The 22,595-nt window shown below is 31.2% G+C and carries 17 protein-coding genes; 8 read left to right on the forward strand and 9 right to left on the reverse strand.

The window, feature by feature from the left end:
• Positions 1–54 precede the first annotated feature (54 nt).
• From dapD to Q0J69_RS07405, 5 genes are all read right to left on the reverse strand, one after another.
• On the reverse strand, positions 55–759 hold the full coding sequence (gene dapD, locus Q0J69_RS07385) for a 2,3,4,5-tetrahydropyridine-2,6-dicarboxylate N-acetyltransferase (protein ID WP_297205620.1): 705 nt from the start codon (positions 757–759) through the stop codon (positions 55–57).
• Between the two features lie 33 nt (positions 760–792).
• Positions 793–1,488, reverse strand: coding sequence for a 4-hydroxy-tetrahydrodipicolinate reductase (gene dapB, locus Q0J69_RS07390; RefSeq protein ID WP_297205623.1), 696 nt, complete (start codon positions 1,486–1,488; stop codon positions 793–795).
• 41 nt (positions 1,489–1,529) lie between these two features.
• Positions 1,530–2,411, reverse strand: coding sequence for a 4-hydroxy-tetrahydrodipicolinate synthase (gene dapA / locus Q0J69_RS07395; RefSeq protein ID WP_297205625.1), 882 nt, complete (start codon positions 2,409–2,411; stop codon positions 1,530–1,532).
• A gap of 31 nt (positions 2,412–2,442) precedes the next feature.
• The gene (locus Q0J69_RS07400) at positions 2,443–3,624 is read right to left on the reverse strand and encodes a M20 family metallopeptidase (RefSeq protein ID WP_297205628.1); all 1,182 of its coding nucleotides are present in this window, start codon (positions 3,622–3,624) and stop codon (positions 2,443–2,445) included.
• 349 nt (positions 3,625–3,973) lie between these two features.
• Positions 3,974–4,618 carry a hypothetical protein gene (locus tag Q0J69_RS07405; RefSeq protein ID WP_297205631.1) on the reverse strand — a complete coding sequence of 215 codons (645 nt, stop codon included), beginning with the start codon at positions 4,616–4,618 and terminating at the stop codon, positions 3,974–3,976.
• A gap of 308 nt (positions 4,619–4,926) precedes the next feature.
• Between Q0J69_RS07405 and Q0J69_RS07410 the strand changes: the two genes are divergently transcribed.
• The 5 genes from Q0J69_RS07410 (at position 4,927) to Q0J69_RS07430 (ending at position 9,680) form a co-directional block, all read left to right on the forward strand.
• Positions 4,927–6,471: an acyl-CoA carboxylase subunit beta gene (locus tag Q0J69_RS07410; protein ID WP_297205634.1), complete on the forward strand. Its 1,545-nt coding sequence runs from the start codon at positions 4,927–4,929 to the stop codon at positions 6,469–6,471.
• A 25-nt stretch (positions 6,472–6,496) separates the two neighbouring features.
• Positions 6,497–6,817, forward strand: coding sequence for an OadG family protein (locus Q0J69_RS07415; RefSeq protein WP_297205637.1), 321 nt, complete (start codon positions 6,497–6,499; stop codon positions 6,815–6,817).
• A gap of 17 nt (positions 6,818–6,834) precedes the next feature.
• Positions 6,835–7,224: a biotin/lipoyl-containing protein gene (locus tag Q0J69_RS07420; RefSeq protein WP_297205638.1), complete on the forward strand. Its 390-nt coding sequence runs from the start codon at positions 6,835–6,837 to the stop codon at positions 7,222–7,224.
• A gap of 14 nt (positions 7,225–7,238) precedes the next feature.
• Positions 7,239–8,366, forward strand: coding sequence for a sodium ion-translocating decarboxylase subunit beta (locus tag Q0J69_RS07425; protein ID WP_297205639.1), 1,128 nt, complete (start codon positions 7,239–7,241; stop codon positions 8,364–8,366).
• Between the two features lie 138 nt (positions 8,367–8,504).
• The gene (locus Q0J69_RS07430) at positions 8,505–9,680 is read left to right on the forward strand and encodes a restriction endonuclease subunit S (RefSeq protein WP_297205643.1); all 1,176 of its coding nucleotides are present in this window, start codon (positions 8,505–8,507) and stop codon (positions 9,678–9,680) included.
• A 1,999-nt stretch (positions 9,681–11,679) separates the two neighbouring features.
• Here the strand turns inward: Q0J69_RS07430 and Q0J69_RS07435 are convergent.
• Positions 11,680–13,629 carry a methyl-accepting chemotaxis protein gene (locus Q0J69_RS07435; protein ID WP_297205646.1) on the reverse strand — a complete coding sequence of 650 codons (1,950 nt, stop codon included), beginning with the start codon at positions 13,627–13,629 and terminating at the stop codon, positions 11,680–11,682.
• 209 nt (positions 13,630–13,838) lie between these two features.
• Here Q0J69_RS07435 and ruvB point away from each other — a divergent pair, with 209 nt between their 5' ends.
• From ruvB to lon, 3 genes are all read left to right on the forward strand, one after another.
• Positions 13,839–14,885: a Holliday junction branch migration DNA helicase RuvB gene (gene ruvB, locus Q0J69_RS07440; protein ID WP_297205649.1), complete on the forward strand. Its 1,047-nt coding sequence runs from the start codon at positions 13,839–13,841 to the stop codon at positions 14,883–14,885.
• Positions 14,886–14,893: 8 nt separating this feature from the next.
• Positions 14,894–16,075, forward strand: coding sequence for a M23 family metallopeptidase (locus tag Q0J69_RS07445; RefSeq protein WP_297205697.1), 1,182 nt, complete (start codon positions 14,894–14,896; stop codon positions 16,073–16,075).
• 664 nt (positions 16,076–16,739) lie between these two features.
• Entirely contained in the window at positions 16,740–19,253 is a 2,514-nt protein-coding gene (lon, locus tag Q0J69_RS07450) for an endopeptidase La (RefSeq protein ID WP_297205651.1), read from the forward strand.
• Between the two features lie 55 nt (positions 19,254–19,308).
• On the opposite strand, the gene dnaX is transcribed toward lon, so the two are convergent.
• The 3 genes from dnaX to Q0J69_RS07465 form a co-directional block, all read right to left on the reverse strand.
• Positions 19,309–20,862, reverse strand: a complete 1,554-nt coding sequence (gene dnaX, locus Q0J69_RS07455; protein ID WP_297205654.1) for a DNA polymerase III subunit gamma/tau — start codon at positions 20,860–20,862, stop codon at positions 19,309–19,311.
• A 70-nt stretch (positions 20,863–20,932) separates the two neighbouring features.
• Positions 20,933–21,526 carry a DUF1349 domain-containing protein gene (locus Q0J69_RS07460; protein ID WP_297205657.1) on the reverse strand — a complete coding sequence of 198 codons (594 nt, stop codon included), beginning with the start codon at positions 21,524–21,526 and terminating at the stop codon, positions 20,933–20,935.
• A gap of 45 nt (positions 21,527–21,571) precedes the next feature.
• Complete coding sequence (locus tag Q0J69_RS07465) at positions 21,572–22,429, reverse strand: aldo/keto reductase (protein ID WP_297205660.1); 858 nt, start codon at positions 22,427–22,429, stop codon at positions 21,572–21,574.
• Positions 22,430–22,595 lie beyond the last annotated feature (166 nt).

Genomic DNA, 22,595 nt, shown 5'->3' on the forward strand with positions numbered 1-22,595 from the left:
ATTTTGCTAAAAATTGGAAAAGCCTCTATATAGTTTATATATAGAGGCTTTTAATTATTTTCTTAAATCATCAACTAATTTAGTTTTGTCGGAAGTTTTTTCATCTTTGTCTTTTATTACTTTGGCAGGATTTCCTACAACAACCTGATTATCTAAAACATCCTCTATAACAACAGCACCAGCCCCAATAACAGCGTTTTTACCAATATGAACACCTTCTATAATAACAGCATTAGCACCTATAACAACATTATCTTCTATTATAACAGGCTTAGCAGAAGGAGGCTCAATTACTCCAGCAACAACAGCTCCAGCTCCTACATGGCAGTTTTTTCCTACAATAGCACGTCCGCCTAGAACAGCCCCCATATCTATCATAGTGCCTTCTCCAACTTCAGCTCCTATATTAATTATAGCTCCCATCATTATAACAGCATTATCGCCTATTTTTACTTTATCTCTAATTACTGCCCCTGGTTCTATTCTAGCATTAATATTAAAATAGCTTAAAGTAGGTACTCCTGAATTTCTTCTGTCATTTTCTAAATAATAATCTTCTATAGCATCTTTATATTCATCTAATATAGTTTTAATCTCTTCATAATCTCCTACTATAAAGTGAAAATTTCCAGAAGAAAATACTTTTGCTGTAGTTTTAATATTATCAATATTTCCTTTTATATATATTTTAACAGGTGTTTTCTTCTTAGAGTTTTTAATATATGCTATTATATCTTCTGACTTTTCTAACATGTCCATCTATAAATTATTCTCCTCATGTAATATATATTGTTATGATAGTACTTCTTTCATTCTGTATAGACCTGGTTTTTTTCCTATAAGGAATTTAGCAGCTTTCACAGCACCATTGGCAAATATTCTTCTTGAAGTAGAGGTATGTTTTATTTCTATAATTTCATCATCTCCATAGAATATAACTTTATGCTCTCCTACAACAGAACCACCTCTTATAGAATGCACTCCTATTTCATTTTTATCTCTTACATGCAATCCGTTTCTTCCATGAACTAATGACATTTTATTATCTAATGCAGCATTAATAACATTAAAAAGACTTTTTGCAGTACCGCTTGGGGAATCTACTTTTCTGTTATGGTGAGTTTCTATGATTTCAATATCAAAACCTGTTAATAGAGGAGCAATTTTTGCAACAATTTCATTCATTAAATTCATACCTATACAAGTATTAGAAGATAATACTATAGGTACATGTGAAGAAGCTTCAACAATTTTAGCAAGCACATTCTCATCATAACCAGTGGTACAAATAACCATAGGTATATTATTTTTTACACCATATTCTATCATAGAAGGAAGTCTTGAAAAATGTGAAAAATCTATAATTATATCACCTTTTTCATTTGTTAGATCATCAGCAAAACCAGTGATTTCCAATTCACCTTCTTTTTCTATGACTTCTTTTAACATAGAGCTCATAACTCCAGTTCCATGTATTATTACTTTCATTTATCACTCCAAATTTTTTATTTTTATTTATAAAAAATAAATTATTTTTTTAAACCATATTTATTTATTATTTCTCTAACATGCTCCCTATTTTTATCGCTTAAAGGTCCCAATGGAGAACGGCAAGGTCCTACATCAAAACCCATAATGTTCATAGCCTCTTTTATAGGTACAGGATTAACCTCTATAAACATAGCTCTAATTAAATCTATATATTTAATCTGTGCTTTTACAGCTTCTGCAACATTTCCATTGAGATAATTCATAACCATATCATGATTTTCTCTAGGTATAATATTGCTTGTAACTGATATAACCCCTTTTCCGCCTAATGCAAGTATTGGAGTAACCATGTCATCATTTCCTGAATATATATCCAAGTTAGGAGCTATATTGGCAATATCAGCTACATATCCAATATCACCGCTTGCTTCTTTAATTGCCTTAATATTTGAAACAGCGGCTAAAGTTTTAATAACATTCAAAGATAATTTTACGCCAGTCCTTGAAGGTACATTATACATTATAACAGGACATTTTACACTATTTGCTATTTGCGTAAAATAATCAATAAGTCCGCTTTCATTTCCTTTGTTATAATACGGAGTTACAGCCATTACAATATCGGCACCATATTCATAAGATTTTTTACTAAACTCTACAGCCAAACTTGTATTATTAGTTCCAGTACCTGCTATGACTAAAGTTCTTTTTTTAGTACGTTCTATACAGAATTTTATTACCTCAAGTCTTTCTTCGGCACTAAGCGTTGCACTCTCTGCGGTTGTTCCTGCTGCTATTATAGCATCAGCTTTATTTGCTATTTGGAACTCTATAAGTTCTTCTAATTTCTCGTAATTAACCCTATAATCATTAGTAAATGGTGTTATTAAAGCTACACCAGCTCCTTCAAATAATGACATATTCATCTCCTTTAATTATATATTATTACTATTATAAAAACAACTCTTTATTTTTATAAGTATTATAAACATTTAAAACCTGCATCTTTACGCCTATATTTATAGCATCTTCATCAATATCAAATAAGCTGTTATGAATAGGGGCATTTATCTTATCATTAGAAACCCCCAAACTAAAGAAAGCCCCTTTAACTCTTTGAAGATAATAACTAAAATCTTCTGTAGTCATATTAGGATTTTCTTTTATGCAGTTTTCTTTTCCTAAAAACATACTTCCAGATTCTATTATAATATTAACAGCATTATCATGGTTAATTAAAGCAGGATAAGAAGGTATATTTATAAACTCAGCATATCCGCCGAAACTTTTAGCCGTATTAACTATAATATTTTCTATCATTTTAAGTCTGTAATCTCTAGCTTCATCATCACACAGCATTCTAATAATGCCTTCCATTTTTACATTTTCAGCTACTATATTATTTGCAGTTCCTCCGTTAATTGTACCAATATGAAGCCTCATGCTTCCGTCTGTAAAGGCAGATACAAAACTATGAAGCTGAGTTATTATATGAGAAGCTATTATTATGGAATCTGTACCATAGTATGATTTAGCCCCATGTGCTGATTTTCCTTTTATATTCACCTCAAACATATTAGAACTTGCATACATTGCTCCATAAGTAAAGCTGATTTGTCCCACCCTTATTTCAGGTCTTACATGAAGCCCATAAATAACATTAACATTATTTAAAGCTCCTTCTTCTATCATAGGCAAAGCACCGCCTGTTGTTTCTTCTGCAGGCTGATATATTAACCTTATATTGCATGGAGGTTTTATCTCAGAAAAATATTTTGCTGTTCCTGTTAGTATTGCCGTATGAACATCATGTCCGCATGAATGACATTTCCCTTTATTTTTGGAGGAGTATGAACAAGTTTTTTTATCCTCCATAGGCAAAGCATCCATATCCGCTCTAAAGGCTATAGTAAAATTTTTATCTTCGCCTTCGATGTCAGCTATTATGCCGGTATTTGCTATTTTAGTTTTGTGATTTACATTAAACGATTTGAGTATAGAAGATATTTTTTCCATAGTTCTAAACTCTTCAAAACCTAACTCAGGATGTGAGTGTAAATCTCTTCTTAAATCTATTAAAAAGTCTTTCATAGACAAAAGAATATCATCTGATACTGTAAAATTATTGTTCATAATACTTTGTACCTTAATTAATTTTAAAATAGTTATACACTATTTTTTATAAAAATTATATATAATGTTAATATTTAGATAGAATTTTTTAAAGATTACTTCTTATTAGATAAGCTGCGTTTGAAAGATTTATAGAATTTAGAAAGCTGAAAATAAATATTTGAATTATTAATTCTTTGGGTGGTATTGCATCTGGTCGAAATATACATTCCAAACTCCTTATAAAAATTATTGATAGTATTATTATATACAATAATATCGTAAAAGTCAATAAAAACAGCATTATTTTTTTAAAAAAGGAATACATATATAAAATGCATTCCTTTTTATTTTTTATTTTAATTATTTATTAGAATCTTAATCCTATTTGTCCGCCTAAATCAAAAGCTGACATTTTAGTGTGAAAAGAAGGATTTTTAGTTTCTATTACTCCGAAGTCATAAGAAGCATATACTCCAAGAACTATATTCAAAGGAAGTAAGAAATCCACTGTAGCTTTAAGATAAGGAATATATGGATTTTTGAAATTTTCTTTTATCTTTTTAAAATCATATCCTACAGAAGTGTATCCTCCGTCGCTTTCTCTGAAGTAGCTGCTTCCTCCTAAAGGTATTTTTACCCCAGCACCTACTCCTATAGATATGAATGCTATATCTATTTTAGGCAATACTCCTATCATTATACTGTCAAAAGCTATACAGCCCCTAGACTTTTCATCCATTGCTGATTTGAAAGCAAATACATCTCTGTTATATCCTAAATCCAAACCAAGTCCGAATGATAGGTATCGAAAACCAAAGTAGTATGCAGGCTGAAAATGTATTCCGAATTCAAATCCTGCATCGGATTTTAAATTGCCTGCATCATTTCCGCTGAAGCTGCTGAAACTTGCTCCGAGAGGTATCATTAATCCTAAACTTGCACCTGTTTTTGCCATTAAATTTCCGCTTATAGTAATAACTAATATAGATGATATTATTATTAGTTTTTTCATTATCTTCTCCTTAAAAAAAATAAATTGTTTTTATTTATATAAAAATTATATCCCATTATTATATAAAAAATCAATACCTAAAAACAATATATAATTCCATTTTTATGCTTTATTGGTAAAAAATGTAAGAATTATCTAACATTTTCTATAAATTTAAACATTCGACTAAATTGTTAAAACATACAAAAGTTGTAAAATATCATTGCAATAAATAAAAAATAATTATATGTTTCTTTAACTAGGCATTAAAATTTTTGTTTAAAATCTAATAGTTAGATAAAAAAAATCTAATAAGGACTTAAAGAAATATGCAAGAAAAAATCAATGAACTTAGAAAAAGAAAAGAAAAAATAGAAGAAGGCGGCGGAAAAGAAAAAAATGAAGAACGTCATGCCAAAGGAAAATTAACTGCAAGAGAACGTATACTGCATCTTTTGGATGAAGATACATTCTGCGAGATAGATGCTTTTATAGAGCATAGATGCAGTGATTTTGGAATGGAGAAAAATAAAATAGCTGGAGAGGGTGTTGTTACAGGGTACGGAAAAATAAACGGCAGACAGGTATGCATATACGCTCAGGACTTTACTGTTATAGGCGGTTCTTTGGGACAGATGCATGCTGCTAAAATTTGCAAAGTACAGGATATGGCAATAAAATTGGGATGCCCTTGTATAGGTATTAATGACTCAGGCGGAGCCAGAATACAGGAAGGTATTGATTCATTAAGAGGATACGGAGATATTTTTTATAGAAATGTTCAGGCATCTGGGGTTATACCTCAGATATGCGTTATAATGGGACCTTGTGCAGGAGGAGCCGTATATTCGCCTGCTTTGATGGACTTTATATTTATGACTGATAAGGGATCAAATATGTTTATTACTGGTCCTCAGGTTGTTAAAGCTGTAACTGGTGAACAGGTTTCTGCTGAAGAGCTTGGAGGAGCTTATGTTCACAGCAAAACTTCAGGCGTTGCTTCACTAATGTTCCCAGATGAAATATCTACTTTAGAAGGCGTAAAAAAATTATTATCATATATACCTCAGAATAATTTAGAGGATGTGCCTTTAGAGAAAACTAATGATGATCCTAATAGAAATGATGAGGAATTATCTAATATACTTCCAGACAGTCCTAATAAGCCTTATGATGTTAAAGAGATTATTAAAAGGGTAGTTGATAACGGAGAGTTTTTTGAGCTTCAGCCTTTATTTGCTACTAATATAGTTATATGTTTTGCACGTCTTGATGGAAAGTCTGTTGGAATAATAGCAAATCAGCCTAATTCTATGGCGGGAGTGCTTGATATTAATGCGGCAGATAAGGCAGCAAGATTCATACGCTTCTGCGACAGCTTTAATATTCCGCTTGTTACATTAGTTGATACTGCAGGATATTTGCCCGGTGTAGGACAGGAGCATAATGGAGTTATAAGACATGGTGCTAAACTTTTATATGCTTATTCGGAGGCTACTGCTCCTAAAATTACTCTTATTATAAGAAAGTCTTACGGCGGAGCTTATATTGCTATGTGTTCTAAACATTTGGGTGCTGATATGGTTTATGCTTGGCCTTCTGCTGAGATTGCTGTTATGGGACCTGACGGGGCTGCTAATATTATATTTAAAAAAGAAATAGACAAAGCTGATGATCCTAAAAAGGTAAGAGCTGAAAAGATAGAAGAGTACAAAAAAGAATTTGCTAATCCTTACAGAGCGGCTGTGAGAGGCTATGTTGATGATGTAATAGAGCCTGAATATACTAGAAGCTATCTTATAAATGCATTGCATCTTTTAGCTGGAAAAAGAGAAAGCAGAATGCCTAGAAAACACGGCAATATACCTTTGTAATAATTGTTTTAAGAGGAGTTATTAAATGGAACATAATGCGGCTATTGCTATATTCGGTATAATGTCTGTTTTGATTGCTGCTTTGGTTTTCTATATATTATCTGTGATTTTGGCTATTATTTTTAAGGCTAGAAACATAAAAAAAGAGGAAGAGATAAGCAAAGTTGTAGAGGAGAGTAAAACCAAAGAAGAGGATTTAATTGATGATGCTGAGCTTGTTGCTGTGATTACTGCTGCAGTTTCAGCTTATACGGGAATGTCTAATAATAAATTTATAATTAGGTCTATACAGGAATCTAAAACTCCTATATGGGGAATGGCAGACAGAGTAAATAAAATTAAATAAAATATTTGGGAGAAATTATGACTAAACAATATAAAATAACAGTTAATGGAAAAACTTATGATGTATCAGTGGAAGAGGTGAAAAGCGAAAAAGTGCAGTCAGCACCAGTTGTAAAAGCAGCTTCTGCAGTTCAGGAGGCTAAGCCTGCAGTTTCTTCAGCACCTTCAGCTCCATCAGCACCTATAGATGAGAATGCTGTATCAGTAAAAGCATCAATGCCCGGCACTGTTGTATCATTCAGCGTTGCTGTAGGCGATAAAGTTTCCGAAGGTCAGGTTGTAGCTATATTAGAAGCTATGAAAATGGAGAATGAAGTTACAGCACCTGCTTCAGGGGTTGTTAAATCTATACATGTTGAAAAGGGTTCTTCTGTAGTTGAAGGTCAGGTTATATTGCAGATTAGCTGATTTAAGGGGTATATATGAATAGAGCTTTAGGTTTGGATTTTAACAATTTACTTACAGGTTTTTATCCGCCGTCTTTTGCCCAGATTATTATGATACTTTTGGGGGCATATCTTATATATATGTCCATTTATTATAAAAGAAAACCTTTGCTTCTTCTTCCTATGGGAGTAGCAATACTGGCTGCTAATATGCCTCTTCCTAAGATGACGGAGGATGTTGTAAATGGTTTTTTAGGATTAATACATAGCGGGGCAGACAGCGGAGTTTATCCAGTATTGGTATTTTTTGCTGTAGGCACTATGATAGATTTGGGGCTTGTGCTTGCTGATCCTAAAAATTTCTTTATAGGTGCAAGTTCGCAGATTGGGATATTTTTGATATTTTTTATTATGAGTTCTTTAAATATCAATGAGGGCTTATCGGCTGCATCTTCTATTATTGGGGCTGCTGACGGAACTTTGGCTATGTATATGGCTTCGCTTATTACAGAGCCTAAATATTTTGCTGCTGTTGTTATGGCTGCTTATCTTTATATGGAGCTTCTTCCTCTTCTTCAGTCCGGACTTACAAAGGTTTTAACTACTTCAAAAGAGAGAAAAATATCTATGGAGTATTTAAGATATGTATCAAGAGGCGAGAAAATAATATTTGCAGTTATTGCTATGGCTCTTTGCGGGATATTTTTAGCTAACTCTTTTCCTTTGATAGCGGCACTTTTATTCGGAAGCATTTTAAGGGAATCTGATATAATAAAAAATTTCTCTGTTACGCTTCAGAAGTCTATTACTGGAATACTTACAATGCTTATAGGAATAGCAATAGGCTCATCAGCATCTGCCGAATATTTTATGACTCTTAATACGGTTTTAATATTTGCTTTCGGCTTGCTTTCATTAATTTTAAGCACAACTATAGGAATAATAACTGCTAAATTAATAAATATAATTTCAGGCGGCAAAGTTAATCCTATAATAGGTTCTGCCAGTTTAAGTGCATTCCCAGTACCTGCTTGGGGAGCCCATGTTTACGGACAGGAGAACAGCTCATCAAACTGTCTTCTTCTTCATGCTATGGCCGTAAATATATCAGGCATAATATCAGGTGCTATAACTATGGGAATACTTTTAACATTTTTTCATTAATTAGTTTATTATATTTTTTATATATAAAAAGCCCTATTTTATATAGGGCTTTAAAAATTTAACGGTATTAATTGAAAAAATTATGATATCGCATATACTATTTTTTATGTTTTAATTAATTAATATCAAGGTTTTTTTATGAAAAATATCAAATTACCAAGCGGCTGGCAGGAAAAAAAATTAAAAGATTTATTTGAAAATTTTAATGAAAAAAATCATGCTGATAAAACAATTTTGGCATCTACCCAAGATAGAGGAGTAATACCTAATTATTTACTTGGAAAAGACATTATAAGAAAAGAAGATAGTTTATCAACTTATAAATTGGTTAAAAAAGGTTGTTTCGTAATAAGTTTGAGATCATTTCAAGGTGGATTTGAGTATTCTAATTATGAGGGAATAGTTAGTCCTGCTTATACAATTTTAAAACCAAAAATAAAATTTGAACCACTTTTTTATAAAGCATATTTTAAAAGTCATTATTTTATAAATAAGAGTTTAGCTAAATATGTTGAAGGAATAAGAGATGGTAGACAAATAAGATATGAAGAATGTAAAGATATTGTAGTTCCATTTCCGCCCATAGACGATCAGAAACGCATAGCCGATATACTTTCATTATGCGATGACATAATAGAAAACCTTACTAAACTTATAGAAAAAAAAGAGCTTTACAAGAAAGGCGTGATGCAGAGGGTTTTAACTGGCAAGGTGAGATTTAACGGTTTCACTGATGAGTGGGAAACTGTGAGGCTTGGGGATATAGCTGAAATGTCTAGCGGCGGGACTCCTAGTACAAAAAATAAAGAATATTATAATGGTGATATAATTTGGGTAGCTATTAAAGATATTACAAGTTCTAATAAATTTTTATATGATAGTGAAAAAAAAATAACAAAGGAAGGTCTTAATAATTCTTCAGCAAAACTATTTCCTATTAATACAATATTGTATGCTATGTATGCTTCAATAGGTGAATGTATAATAGCTAAAGTTGAATGTGCTACTAGTCAGGCTATATTAGGTATAGAATGTTCAGAAAAAATAGATTTTACTTTTCTATATTATTTGTTAGTTAATTATAAAAATAATGCTAAAAAAATGAGGCAGACAGGTACACAGCCAAATTTAAATAAGCAAATAGTTTCTGATTTTCAATTCTATATACCAAAAATGAAAGAGCAAAAGAGAATAGCCGAACTGCTTTCTGCTATAGATGATGAAATCGATAATCTTAAAAAGCAGTTAGAATTACGTAGGCTTCAGAAGAAGGGGCTTATGCAGAGGCTTCTTACGGGTGAGGTGAGGGTTTGAGGGTTCTCTATTTATTCTTTCTTATATTTGTTAGCTCTTTGGGTATGGGTTAGCTTTTTCTTATTACATTTCTTTTTTATATTTGCTTGCATTTAATTCTGGGTTTATCTTTCAATATTTGATTTCTTTTTTCTTGTTCTTTTTTGTGCAGTCAAAAAAGAACCAAAAAAGACTGCTTACTTTTTTGTTAAAAAAGTAAGACAAAAAATATTTACAATCTTGGGGGATTACTTTTTATTGCTGGGTATATTTTTTATTATTCCTTATCTTTATTTTTGTTTGCTTTTTAGGTATGGGTTTATCTTTTAATGTTTTATTTCTCATTGGTTAATGAACGGCAATAAACCGCACGTATATTGTGCTATCCTTAAGTTTAGGCATTACCGTGCGGAAAGACCGTCACGGAGTGTACCTGTAAGGTATAGGCAAGTAGTTTTTTGTCAAAAAAGTAGGGCAAAAAACATTTACAATCTTGAGGGTTTGCTTTTTATTGCTGGGGTTGTCTTTTATTATTCCGTTTCTTTTTTATATTTGTTTGTTCCTTAGTTCTAGGTTAACTTTTTAGTGTTTGAGTTCTTTAGTTTCTTTTTGTTTGCTTTTTAGGTATGGGTTTATCTTTTAATGTTTTATTTCTCATTGGTTAATGAATGACAACAAACCGCACGTATATTAAGCTATCCTTAAGGTTAGGCGTTACCGTGCGGAAAGACCGTCACGGAGTGTACCTGTAAGGTATAGGCAAGTAGTTTTTTGTCAAAAAAGTAGGGCAAAAAATATTTACAATCTTGGGGGATTACTTATTATTTTTTGGTTTGCTTTTTATTATTCCTTATCTTTATTTTTATTAGCTCTGCAGTCTTTTTGCTTCTTTGTGCCACGCCACAGGCGGACAGCGTCCAAAAGAAGTGGGGTTGCCGACACCAAAGGTGGACTTTGTCGGCACGCAGAACGGGGGCAAAGCCCCAACTATAATTTAAAAAGATTAAAAATTTAGTTTTGAAACAAGTCTATTGGTTAATGAATGACAACAAACCGCACGTATATTAAGCTATCCTTAAGGTTAGGCGTTACCGTGCGGAAAGCCCGTACGGCGAGTACTAAAAAAGTAGGGCAAAAAGCATTTACAATCTTGAGGGTTTGCTTTTTATTTCTGGGGTTGTTTTTTATTATTCCGTTTCTTTTTTATATTTGTTTGTTCTTTAGGTATGGGTTTGCTTTTGGGTGTTTGAGTTCTTTAGTTTCTTTTTAGTTTTCATTTTATCTTTTAATATTTGGAAATCTTTTTCCGCTTTTTTTTAGAAAAAAAGCTCGCAAAAAAATCTTACCTACTTTTTTGTAAAAAAGTAGGGCAAAAAACATTAACATTCTTGAGGGTTTACTTTTTATTGCTGGGGTTGTTTTTTATTATTCCGTTTCTTTTTATATTTGTTTGTTCCTTAGTTCTAGGTTAACTTTTTGGTGTTTGAGTTCTTTAGTTTCTTTTTGTTTGCTTTTTAGTTATGGGTTTATATTTTAATGTTTGATTTCATTGGTTAATGAACGGCAATAAACCGCACGTATATTGTGCTATCCTTAAGATTATACATTACCGTGCGGAAAGCCTCCACAAAGTGTACCTGTAAGGTATAGGCAAGTAGTTTTTTGTCAAAAAAGGAAAACAAAAAACATTAACATTCTTGAGGGTTTGCTTTTTATTGCTGGGTGTATTTTTTATTATTCCTTATCTTTATTTTTATTAGCTCTGCAGTTTTTTTGCTTCTTTGTGCCACGCCATAGGCGGACAGCGTCCAAAAGAACTGGGGTTTCCGACACCAAAGGTGGACTTTGTCGGCACGCAGAGCGGGGGCAAAGCCCCAACTATAATTTAAAAATATTAAAAATTTAGTTTTGAAACAAGTCTATTGGTTAATGAACGGCAACAAACCTCACATATATTAGATGTATTAATTGTTATTGTAAAGCCGTACACATTAAGCATACGGCTAGTACAAAATAAAATTTATTTCAGTTTAAAGAAATCAATTAATTTATTCAAATTCTGAGATTCATTAAGCATAAGCTGAGAAGAAGAACTAGCCTCTTCTACCAAAGCTGCGTTCTGCTGAACTGAAGAGTCCATACTACTTATTGCTGTATTAATCTGTTCTATTCCTCTTTCCTGTTCTTTTGCTGCGGCATCTATTTTCTGCATCAAATCAGAAGCCTTATCCATTCTCTCAGAGATTTCTATAAACATTTCTTTAGATTCATTAACACTTGCAGCTGCTAAATTAATTTTATCATTGCTGTCAATTATTAAAGAAGTAATATTTTTTACTGATTCCTGAGTATTCTGTGCCAAATTTCTTACTTCGCTTGCTACTACCGCGAATCCTCTTCCCTGTTCACCAGCACGTGCAGCCTCTACTGATGCATTTAAGGCAAGTATATTAGTTTGAAATGCAATTGTTTCTATAAGTTTTGTAATATCCATAATCTTTGAGCTAGCTTCATAAACTGCATCCATTTTCTGAACGCTGTCTTCTATTATATCTCCAGCCTTGCTTACATAATCCTTAGCCTCTACAACTATAACGGTAGTATCTGATATATCGGATGTAACAACTTTGACATTGGATGCCATCTCACTCATAGTGGAAGCCGTTTCTTCCAAGCTAGAAGCCTGCATCTCTGTTCTTCTTGAAAGATCATTATTTCCAGAAAGAACTTCATTAGCGGCACTCTCAACCTGTTCTGAAGACTGCTTTACTGTATTTATTATATTATTCAAATTCTCTAATGTACTTTGTATGCCTCTTGCTATAGAGCCCCATTCATCCTTTCTATCAGTAAATCCAGGAGGAGTACTCCATGAAATATCTCCTTTTGATAATTTTGTTAAATCAAGAGCTAACAATTTTATTATAAATACAACTTTACTCTTTATTATTAAAGGAGTTATTATTGATACTGTAATCATTATTAAAGCTGCTATTACAATCATAATATTTCTTATTCTGTGGCTGTCTTCCAATATTATATAGTTAGGAACAAGTATTTTCATTCCCCAATTCTGACCCGTATCTAATTTTACAGGTACAAATATATATGTAGACATAGTTTTTAATGTGGAGCTGTACTCTTCAAGCATCACAGTCTGACCAGATTTAATTTTTTCTAATATATTACTATCTCTATAATAAGGGTAAGCATCATAAATATTTTTCCCTATATAGTCTTCATTTTCTATATTATATAATAAAGAGCCATTATGATCGAATAAAGAAGTTTGAGTATTTTCAAAAGGTTTTATATTGTCCATTATAGAATGCAGTGAATCTACAAATATATCAACTCCAGCAACACCTATTATTTTATTTCCGCTTTTTAAAGGTATAGACCAAGTATTCATTTTTACCATTTTACCGCCTACTTCAAAATCATATATCGAAGTTATATGAGTATTTCCTGTACTGATAGGTGCTGTATAATAATCGCTTTTAAGTTCTTCTGATGTCATGCCTCTGTCAGAAACTGAACCATTATCTCTATATACATAATCAGAAAACATTCCGTTAGCAGAAGAATAAAAAGGATCTGTCATATAATCAGCGTCATTTCCCATAACATTAGGTTCAAATACAAGAAATAATGCCCCAGTATTTTGAGGAAGCGTATTAAAAAAAGTCATAGCGGCATTTTTATATACATCTCTGTTTCTCTCTCCTGAGTTATATAAATTATTTACCGTATATTCGAATACAGTTAAACTATCCAATGCCTCCTGAACCATCATTTCAACTTTTGCCGCTTCGCCTTTAGCACTTTCTTCTAAAACTTTGTATGATAATTTTTTTGTAACATTGTTAACAGAAACAATGTTTATAGTATTTGATATAATAAGCATAACTAAAAATGGAACCAATATTATCATACTTATTTTAAATTGCAGGCTGTTAAGTTTACTCATTGAATACTCTCCAAAATATACTTTATTTTTCCCATTATACGATAAAACTGATTATACACAACCATTTTTTTAATATATAGCTTAGAATGAATTACAATAATTATTATTGTATTTTTACTATATGTATAAAAAAATAATAATGAATTTGTTATTTAACATTATATATTATATAATGACATCCTAGATTTTAATTGAAATAAAAAAATACTATGGATAAAGAAAGTATAACGAATGCTGAAGAGAACTCTTATGATAAGCAGGAAAACAATAATTCTGTGAGACCTAAAGGATTTGATGATTTTTTAGGGCAGAATAATATCAAATCAAAATTAAAGGTTTTTATAGACAGTGCCAAAAAAAGAGATGTTTCTCTGGATCATATACTATTTTACGGTCCTCCTGGGCTTGGAAAAACAACACTTGCTCAGATAATAGCAAATGAAATGGGAAGCAATATAAAAGCTACTTCTGCACCTATAATAGAGAGACCAGGAGATTTAGCTTCTATATTAACTACTTTAGGCGAAAAAGATATATTATTTATAGATGAGATTCACAGATTAAGAACTGTTGTAGAAGAGGTATTATATTCTGCAATGGAAGACTTTTTTGTGGATATAAAGGTAGGAGAGGGTACAAGTGCTAAGAGCTTTAGAGTAAAACTGCCTCATTTTACATTAATAGGAGCTACAACAAGAAGCGGATTGCTTAGTACTCCGCTTTATGACAGATTCGGCATAGTAGAGAGGCTTGAGTTCTATACTAATGAAGATTTAGCCAATATTGTAAAAAGAAGTTCTAAATTTCTTAATATAGATGTTACTGATTCTGCAGCGATTTCTATAGCATCAAGGTCTAGGGGTACACCAAGAATAGTTAATAGACTTTTGAGAAGAGTATTTGACTTTGCTACGGTGAATGATGTTTTAAAAATAGATGAAGAGTTTGCCTGTGATTCTTTGGAAAAATTAGGTGTGGATAAAAATGGATTTGAAGCACTTGACAAACTTTATTTAAATACTATTATTAAGCATTATAATGGAGGTCCTGTAGGAGTAGATACTATTTCTGTGTCTTTATCCGAACAGATAGAAACCATTGAGGATGTTATAGAGCCTTATTTAATACAATGCGGCTTTATAAAAAGAACGCCTAAAGGAAGAGTAGCCACTAATAAGGCATATTCATATTTAAATCTTTCTTCTAGGTATGACGATAATTATAATAATGAAGAAAGAGGATTATTTGATTTTTAAGGGGGCTTATTATTTTATTTACTGATGATACCAGCACTAAAACTGAAAGAAAATCTAATGCCCAATTAGATAAATATTATTTAGAAGAAACTTCAAAGGATGTCAAAGGACTTGCTAATAAATTTGTTGGTAATTTTAAAAGTAATAATAAAAAACCTACAATAGATTCCTATTCCCATTTTGATATTCATTATAAAAAAAATGTAAAGTTAAATAAAGGCAGATACAAACCTCCTAAAATAAGAAAAATTAAATTCGTTAAAACAAGAAAAATATTTAAATCCATATATAATTCCACTTACGGAATAAGACATTTTTTCTCTGAAATAATAAATGCCGTTAAAAGAAAAGGCAATCATGAAAGAAGTATATTAATATTTTATGATGATGAGGAGCATGGCGTAAGACTTCCTATCAATAATTTTATGATAACATTTTTGCTTTTGGTGTTCTCTGCATTAGTTTATACAGGATATGATGCATATAATAGGCAAAAAGAGGCAAGAGAGTTTTATAATACACTATCAGCCAGAGAGGCAAAAACTTATTCTTTAATAGAAGATTACAAACAGGCATTAACAAGATTTTCTACAGCCCTTATTAATTATAATAACTCTATGAAGAATATATCGCATACAATAGATTATAACAACACAAGTACTTTTAATAATAATCAAAATGCTGTGAGTTATAATGATGTAACAAATATCAATAAGATATTAAATGAAGTGGATTCATATCAAAAGAATGTTTTATCTTTTATGAATATCTCTCCAAGAATACATGAGCAGATACCTTTAGGCTGGCCTGTTTCAGGAGGCGGAAGAATATCCAGCGGTTTCGGAGCAAGGCTTTCTCCATTCAATCAGGAAAAAAGCTATCACTATGGTGTTGATATAGCAGGTTCTTATGGCACTCCTATAATAGCTGTTGCTGACGGTACTGTGTCTTTTGCAGGATGGAGAAGCGGATACGGATGGTTTGTAATTATTTCGCATGCTAACGGATATCAGACTGCTTACGGACACAATTCAAAATTGCTTGTGAATTCAGGTCAAAGAGTTAAACGCGGTGAAAAGATAGCTCTTATAGGAAATACGGGGCGTACAACTGGTATACACTGTCATTTTGAAGTGAGAGTTGGAGGAGATCATAAGAATCCTATGCCTTATCTTGGAGCAAGATTTTAATCTTACATAAATTTGATTTAATTTTTAAAAATTTATTTTTACGCACGGTGAACTAAATTTTATATATAACAAAAATGTATCGATAATCAATTTTTTATTTTTAGTTTCGTTCTGTGTGCGGAGAATAAAGCTAAAAATTTAAAAACCGCTTGGGCGGGTGTTATAATTACAGTGAAAAATTCTCAATAAAAATGAAATTAAGAATAACAAAATAAAATTATAAGCCTATAGGGCGGGCAGATGTAATTAAACTGTAGAAAAATATTTTCAAACATTAGAAGATAAACCCATAACTTAAGAGTAAACATATATAACAAAAGAACTAAAATATTAAAGGACTATACAATAACTAAAGAGCATCCAAAAAAAGAACAGAAATAAATCAAAAATTAAGATATAAAATTAGAATAATAAGGCAAACAAATATAAAAAAGAAATTAGAAATATCAAAAAATAAATAAAAATATTAAAATTAGTATAATCTGTATACATAAGTGAATTTTAAATGTTTAATTATAATACATTTTTATTTTTTATATACAGAAATTTTCTAAAAAATATTGTAATATGTATCATTTATTTATAAAATATAATGTAATAATTGGTATATTTATTGCATGTATTACTTAGCAGACTATAAAATTATTAATTTGGAGATTTTTTAATGAGCAATGAATTAAATAAAGATATAGATAATAAAAAAAATAGCGATAATAAAGAAAATAAAAACAATAATAATACGGTTGCAATAGTGGAAGATAAACTGCCTTCAAGACTTATTATAATACCAGTAATGGGAAAGCCTCTTTTCCCGGGACTTTATGCTCCATTTCCGATACCGCCTATGCATGCTGATGCCGTTAATAAGGCTATAGCTGAAAATGACGGATTTTTGGGATTGAATCTATATATATCAGATAATCCTCCTGATAGTAAAACGCCTTCTGTTAATGATATCTATAAAGTAGGCGTAGTTGTAAAAGTATTCAAAAAACTTAATCTTCCAGACGGAGGACTTAATCTTCTCATAAACTCCATAAGAAGATATAAAGTTATGAGATATACAACCACAGAACCTGTAATAAGAGCAGAGCCTCTGTATATACCTGATGTGGATCCTTTTCATAATGAGAAAGAAGCTAAAGAAATAAAGGCATACACAAGAGCATTGCTTTCTGAGGTAAAATCTTTAAGCGAGAATAATCCGCTTTTTACAGAAGAGATGCGTCTTACTATGGTTAATGTGGATGATCCTGGTAAATTGGCTGATTTTGTTACATCTATGATAAATGTTGAAAGAGCAAGCCAGCAGGAAATTCTTGAAACTTTTGATATTCAGGAGAGATTGGAAAAAGTTCTTCTCCTTTTACAAAAGGAAAGAGAAATTACAAAAATACAGCAGAAAATACAGGGAAGTATAAATGCCAAAGTTCAGAAACAGCAGAGAGAATATTTCCTTAAAGAACAGCTTAAAGAAATTAAAAAAGAATTAGGCTATGATACAGACCCTAAGCAAAGAGATATAGAAAAATATAAAAAAGCTCTTGAAGAGCTTAATGTTATAGAAGAAGTTAAAGAGAGAATGGAGCAGGAAATTGAGAAGATTTCTACAATAGACACTCATTCACCTGAATATACAGTTTCAAAAAACTATTTGGATACTTTATTTGCTTTGCCTTGGAATAAGGAAAATAAAGAGAGAGAAGATATTGCAAAAAGCAAAAAGATATTGGATAGAGATCATTATGGGCTTGAAGATGTAAAAGAAAGAATATACGAATTTTTAGCTGTAAGAAAATTAAATCCAGAAAAAAAATCGTCTATACTATGTTTTGTAGGTCCTCCTGGAGTGGGTAAAACTTCTATAGGAAAAAGCATTGCAGAAGCATTAGACAGACCTTTCTTTAGATTTTCTCTAGGCGGTATGAGAGATGAAGCAGAAATTAAAGGACATAGAAGAACATATATAGGAGCTATGCCGGGTAAGATTATAGAAGCTTTAAAAATAGTAAAAGTAAAAAATCCAGTACTTATGCTTGATGAAATAGATAAATTAGGTGCTAGTTTTCAGGGCGATCCTTCAAGTGCATTGCTTGAGGTATTAGACCCAGAACAGAATTCTTCTTTTAGGGATCATTATCTCGATTTGCCTTTTGATTTATCCAATGTTCTTTTTATAACTACAGCTAATACTCTTGATACAATACCAAGACCTTTGCTTGATAGAATGGAGGTTATAAGACTTTCAGGCTATATTATGGAAGAGAAATTAAAAATAGCTTCCAAATACATAATTCCAAGACAGCTTAAGGCTCATGGACTTAATGCAAAAAATATAACATTTACTAATAAAGCCATAAGCTCAATAGTAGACGGATATGCAAGAGAGGCTGGGGTAAGAAACTTTGAAAGAAGAATAGAGAGAATATGCCGAAAAATTGCAGCTGATATAGTTGAGAATGATAAAAAAACTTATAATATAACTATAGATGATAAAGATTTGGAGAAATATTTAAAAAAGCCAATATTTACAGAAGATTTCACAGAAAGGGATTTAAAACCAGGAAATGCTATAGGCTTAGCATGGACTTCTATGGGAGGAGCTACTTTAACTATAGAATCGATAAGGGTAAATGAGAAAAAAGATTCAGGCACTATAAACATGACAGGTCAGTTGGGCGATGTTATGACTGAGAGTGTAGAAATAGCATACAGTTATGTCAGAAGTGTGTCTAAAAATTACGGTGTTAAAGATGATTACTTTAATGATGCTGTAATACATCTTCATATACCAGAAGGTGCTACTCCTAAAGACGGACCTTCTGCCGGTATTACTATGGCTACGGCATTGCTTTCTTTAGCTATGAATAAGGTTATAAGAAATGATACAGCCATGACAGGCGAGCTTTCTCTAAACGGTAAAGTGCTTCCTATAGGCGGATTAAAAGAAAAAACTATAGCGGCAAAAAGGCTTGGATTTATTAAGCATATTATAATACCTTATGAAAATATAAGAGATTTGGATGAAATACCTGAAAATGTTAAAAAAGGACTTACATTCCATCCTGTTAAGCAGGCTGATGAGGTATTTGACTTTATGTTTAAATTAAATAAACTTGGTAAAGAGAATAAAAAAGAAGTCAAAAAAGAAAAACCTTCTTCAAAAAAGAAAAAATAAAATTTGATTTTGTAAAATAAAGGTGCGGAATAGTTGATTTTCTGCACCTTTTTTATTATAAAGAATTTTCATCTACTTCAGTTGCCTGCAGACGACTTTTTAATTTATCTATCATATTTCCTTCTACAGCTCTTTGAAACTGTATAGCAACATCTTTATTTTTTGTAAACTTTGGTATTGCCTTTGATATCAAGTCATTTATACGCTTATCCGACTGTGTCATTTCATATATATTATCTGGAAGTGCTACTATTAATATTGCTCCTCTGCTTTCTATAGGATTTCCTTGAGATAATAGAGAATATATAGTAGGGCTTTCCGTTTCTATAAATGAGAGTATTTTATTGTAGAATATGCGTCTTTTATCATTAGGATTTAAAGGCACATCATAATGAGGCTTATTTTCATTTGCAGGCATTTTGTTATTATTGTTTTGAGTACTTATATTTTCAGGCATATAATCTTCAGTTTGCATATTAGAAGAAATTATATCAATAGGGCGTATTAAATTATCTGTATTAAGCAGCAGAAGCATACGCATTTCAAATATTGTTCTAGGATTAGATGCACTTCTTATACGCTCTTCGGCAGATAGTATATAATCAAGTATTCTCTCTATTTCATCATCACTGTAATTATTAGAAAAAGTTTTTAAATCATCTCTTTCATTTTCCGTTATCTCTAATAATTTAGTATCATCAATGCCGCTTTTTATCATAAGAACAACACGCATATATTCTATTATGCTGTTTATAAATGTTCTTGGGTCAACCGCTTCTTCAAATAATTTCTTTACAAACTCAAAATATGATTTTTTATTTCCTGATATCATAATATCAAAAAACTCTTTAACAAAAGAAAAATTATTTCCTCCGACAACAGCATTAACATCAGCACTCGTTATATATTTTTTGTCTGTAGTGTATGCTATCATTTTTTCTAATATAGTTTCGCTGTCGCGTACAGAACCTCTTGCCTGCTTTGCTATTAAAAATATTGCCTCTTCATCATATTTAATATTTTCTTTATCAAGTATTCCTTTTAATATTTTCTCTAAATCTTCTATTCCTAAAGATTTAAAAGTATACTGCTGACATCGGCTTCTTATAGTAGGAAGTACTCTGTCTGCCTCAGTAGTAGCAAGTATAAACACAACATGTGCTGGCGGCTCTTCCAAAGTTTTAAGAAGTGCATTAAAAGCCTCATTGGTTATCTGATGCACCTCATCTATAATATATACCTTATATTTTCCAGCCACTGGAGATATGCGTACATTTTCTATAATTGTTCTTATATTTTCTATACCTCTGTTGCTTGCACCGTCGATTTCTATAACATCAAGAGGAGTTCCGTTTTCTATTTGCGTACATGAAGGACAAACTCCGCATGGCTTATCAGTAGGACCATTAACACAGTTTAAGGCTTTGGCTATAATTCTAGCAAGAGAAGTTTTACCAACACCATGAGCACCTGAAAAAAGATATGCATGTGCTATCTTTTTTTGGGCTATGCTTTTAGATATTGTTTTTGTTATATGCTCCTGACCTATAACCTCTTCAAAAGTTTGAGGGCGGTATTTTCTTGCTATTACTTTATAGTTTTCTGCCATGTTTATATTTATTCCATTATATTATTTGATTATTATTTCATTTTAACAAACAATTATTATTTGTCAATTTTTATTTATGCTCTTTCCATTTGCACTCTGTTATATGCATATCAGTAAATACTGCCTTAAAAGATGAATACTCTGGACTGCATGCATATATTCCGAAAGGAATTTCATCATCAGCTTTAAATAAATGAAATATTCTCATTTGCTTAAAAATATTTCCATCTTCACTGTATTCAATTAAAAAATCGTTTTCTCTTCTGCTTAATCTGTAATGCATCTCTTTTATAGAAGCTGATATATCCTGAGTAGCCCAATCTGAATACCCATTATTTGTAACAACACTTCCCAAACGCTGATAATTTTCATTTTCATATTCTATAGAAGCCTTAAACCAATTATAACTGTCTATATATATTATAACTCCGCATTGGTCAAAACGTCTTTTGCTTTCAAATACAGTTTTTACCGTAAAAGAAAAATATTTATCTTTAGTTTTTGTCTGAAGTATTGGAGCATTATCATTTCTAAAACCATAATATGTTCTCTGCCATAAATCAGTATTAGGTTCTGTATATATTTCTATTTTTTTATCATCTATAATAAACTTTTGCGGTTCTCTAATCCAAAATAATTTATCTTCTAAAAAATTTTTATTCATTTTATTTTCCTTAATATAAGCAGCAAAAATAAATAATTTTTTAAATCAAAAATCTACTTTATCAGGATGCAGTCCTGAACCTCCGAAATAAGGCATGCTGTTTATTGTTTTCATATCATCTTCGCTTATAACAAAATCAAATATTTCTGTATTTTCTTTAATGCGTGAAGGAGTTACAGATTTAGGAAGAGGCAAAGTATTATTTTGAAGACACCATTTTATGCAAATCTGAGCTGCAGACTTATTATATTTTTTAGCTATTTCTTTTAATATATTATTATCAAGCATTTTTCCAGTACCTAAAGGACTCCATGCTTCTATAACTATATTATTATCATTGCAGTATTTAAAAGTTTCCTCCTGCATAAATCCAGCATGAAACTCTATCTGATTAACCATAGGCTTAATTTCCGTATTCATTAATGATTTCAAATGATGAGGCATAAAATTAGAAACGCCTATTGATTTTATTTTTCCTGATTTATAAAGTTCTGTCATAGCTCTCCAAGTTTCCAAATTAATATTATCCCAGTCTTTGAACTGATTTTCTGATGCAGGCCAATGAATTAGATATAAATCAAGATAATCAAGCTGCAAGTCATTAATAGTTTTATCGAATGCTTCCAATGTTGTTTTATATCCTCTATCTTTATTCCAAACTTTGCTTGTAATGAATAATTCTTTTCTATTTATATTGCTTTCTTTAATTGCTTTTCCTATACTTTTTTCATTTTTATAAGCTGCAGCTGTATCAATATGTCTGTATCCCAAATTGACTGCTTCTATTACAGCATTTACAGCAGTATCTCCGTCAGGCGTCTGCCAAGTGCCGAATCCTAAGCATGGAATTTTATATCCGTTATTTAAAGTAAAAGTATCATTTAGATTGGAAAAATTATTCATTTGTATATACTCCTATAAGAATTAATATTTTTATAATACATTAAAAACAAATTTATTTAAATTATAAAATAAAATCATAAATTAAAATTTATTAAGCATTTTTGTATAATACCGACACTATTGGAAGCAGAATTTTTATTCTTTTATGTAGAATATACAGAAGGCG

This window comes from uncultured Brachyspira sp. (assembly GCF_944388875.1).
Taxonomy (GTDB): domain Bacteria; phylum Spirochaetota; class Brachyspiria; order Brachyspirales; family Brachyspiraceae; genus Brachyspira.

Bases quoted from the DNA above. Each gene is read 5' to 3' on its own strand.
- Q0J69_RS07415 (WP_297205637.1), top strand. From the start codon at position 6,497: ATGGAACATAATGCGGCTATTGCTATATTCGGTATAATGTCTGTTTTG.
- Q0J69_RS07405 (WP_297205631.1), bottom strand. From the start codon at position 4,618: ATGAAAAAACTAATAATAATATCATCTATATTAGTTATTACTATAAGC.
- Q0J69_RS07460 (WP_297205657.1), bottom strand. From the start codon at position 21,526: ATGAATAAAAATTTTTTAGAAGATAAATTATTTTGGATTAGAGAACCG.
- Q0J69_RS07400 (WP_297205628.1), bottom strand. From the start codon at position 3,624: ATGAACAATAATTTTACAGTATCAGATGATATTCTTTTGTCTATGAAA.
- Q0J69_RS07425 (WP_297205639.1), top strand. From the start codon at position 7,239: ATGAATAGAGCTTTAGGTTTGGATTTTAACAATTTACTTACAGGTTTT.
- dapB (WP_297205623.1), bottom strand. From the start codon at position 1,488: ATGAAAGTAATAATACATGGAACTGGAGTTATGAGCTCTATGTTAAAA.
- Q0J69_RS07465 (WP_297205660.1), bottom strand. From the start codon at position 22,429: ATGAATAATTTTTCCAATCTAAATGATACTTTTACTTTAAATAACGGA.
- Q0J69_RS07435 (WP_297205646.1), bottom strand. From the start codon at position 13,629: ATGAGTAAACTTAACAGCCTGCAATTTAAAATAAGTATGATAATATTG.
- ruvB (WP_297205649.1), top strand. From the start codon at position 13,839: ATGGATAAAGAAAGTATAACGAATGCTGAAGAGAACTCTTATGATAAG.
- dapD (WP_297205620.1), bottom strand. From the start codon at position 759: ATGGACATGTTAGAAAAGTCAGAAGATATAATAGCATATATTAAAAAC.
- Q0J69_RS07420 (WP_297205638.1), top strand. From the start codon at position 6,835: ATGACTAAACAATATAAAATAACAGTTAATGGAAAAACTTATGATGTA.
- dapA (WP_297205625.1), bottom strand. From the start codon at position 2,411: ATGTCATTATTTGAAGGAGCTGGTGTAGCTTTAATAACACCATTTACT.
- Q0J69_RS07430 (WP_297205643.1), top strand. From the start codon at position 8,505: ATGAAAAATATCAAATTACCAAGCGGCTGGCAGGAAAAAAAATTAAAA.
- dnaX (WP_297205654.1), bottom strand. From the start codon at position 20,862: ATGGCAGAAAACTATAAAGTAATAGCAAGAAAATACCGCCCTCAAACT.
- lon (WP_297205651.1), top strand. From the start codon at position 16,740: ATGAGCAATGAATTAAATAAAGATATAGATAATAAAAAAAATAGCGAT.
- Q0J69_RS07410 (WP_297205634.1), top strand. From the start codon at position 4,927: ATGCAAGAAAAAATCAATGAACTTAGAAAAAGAAAAGAAAAAATAGAA.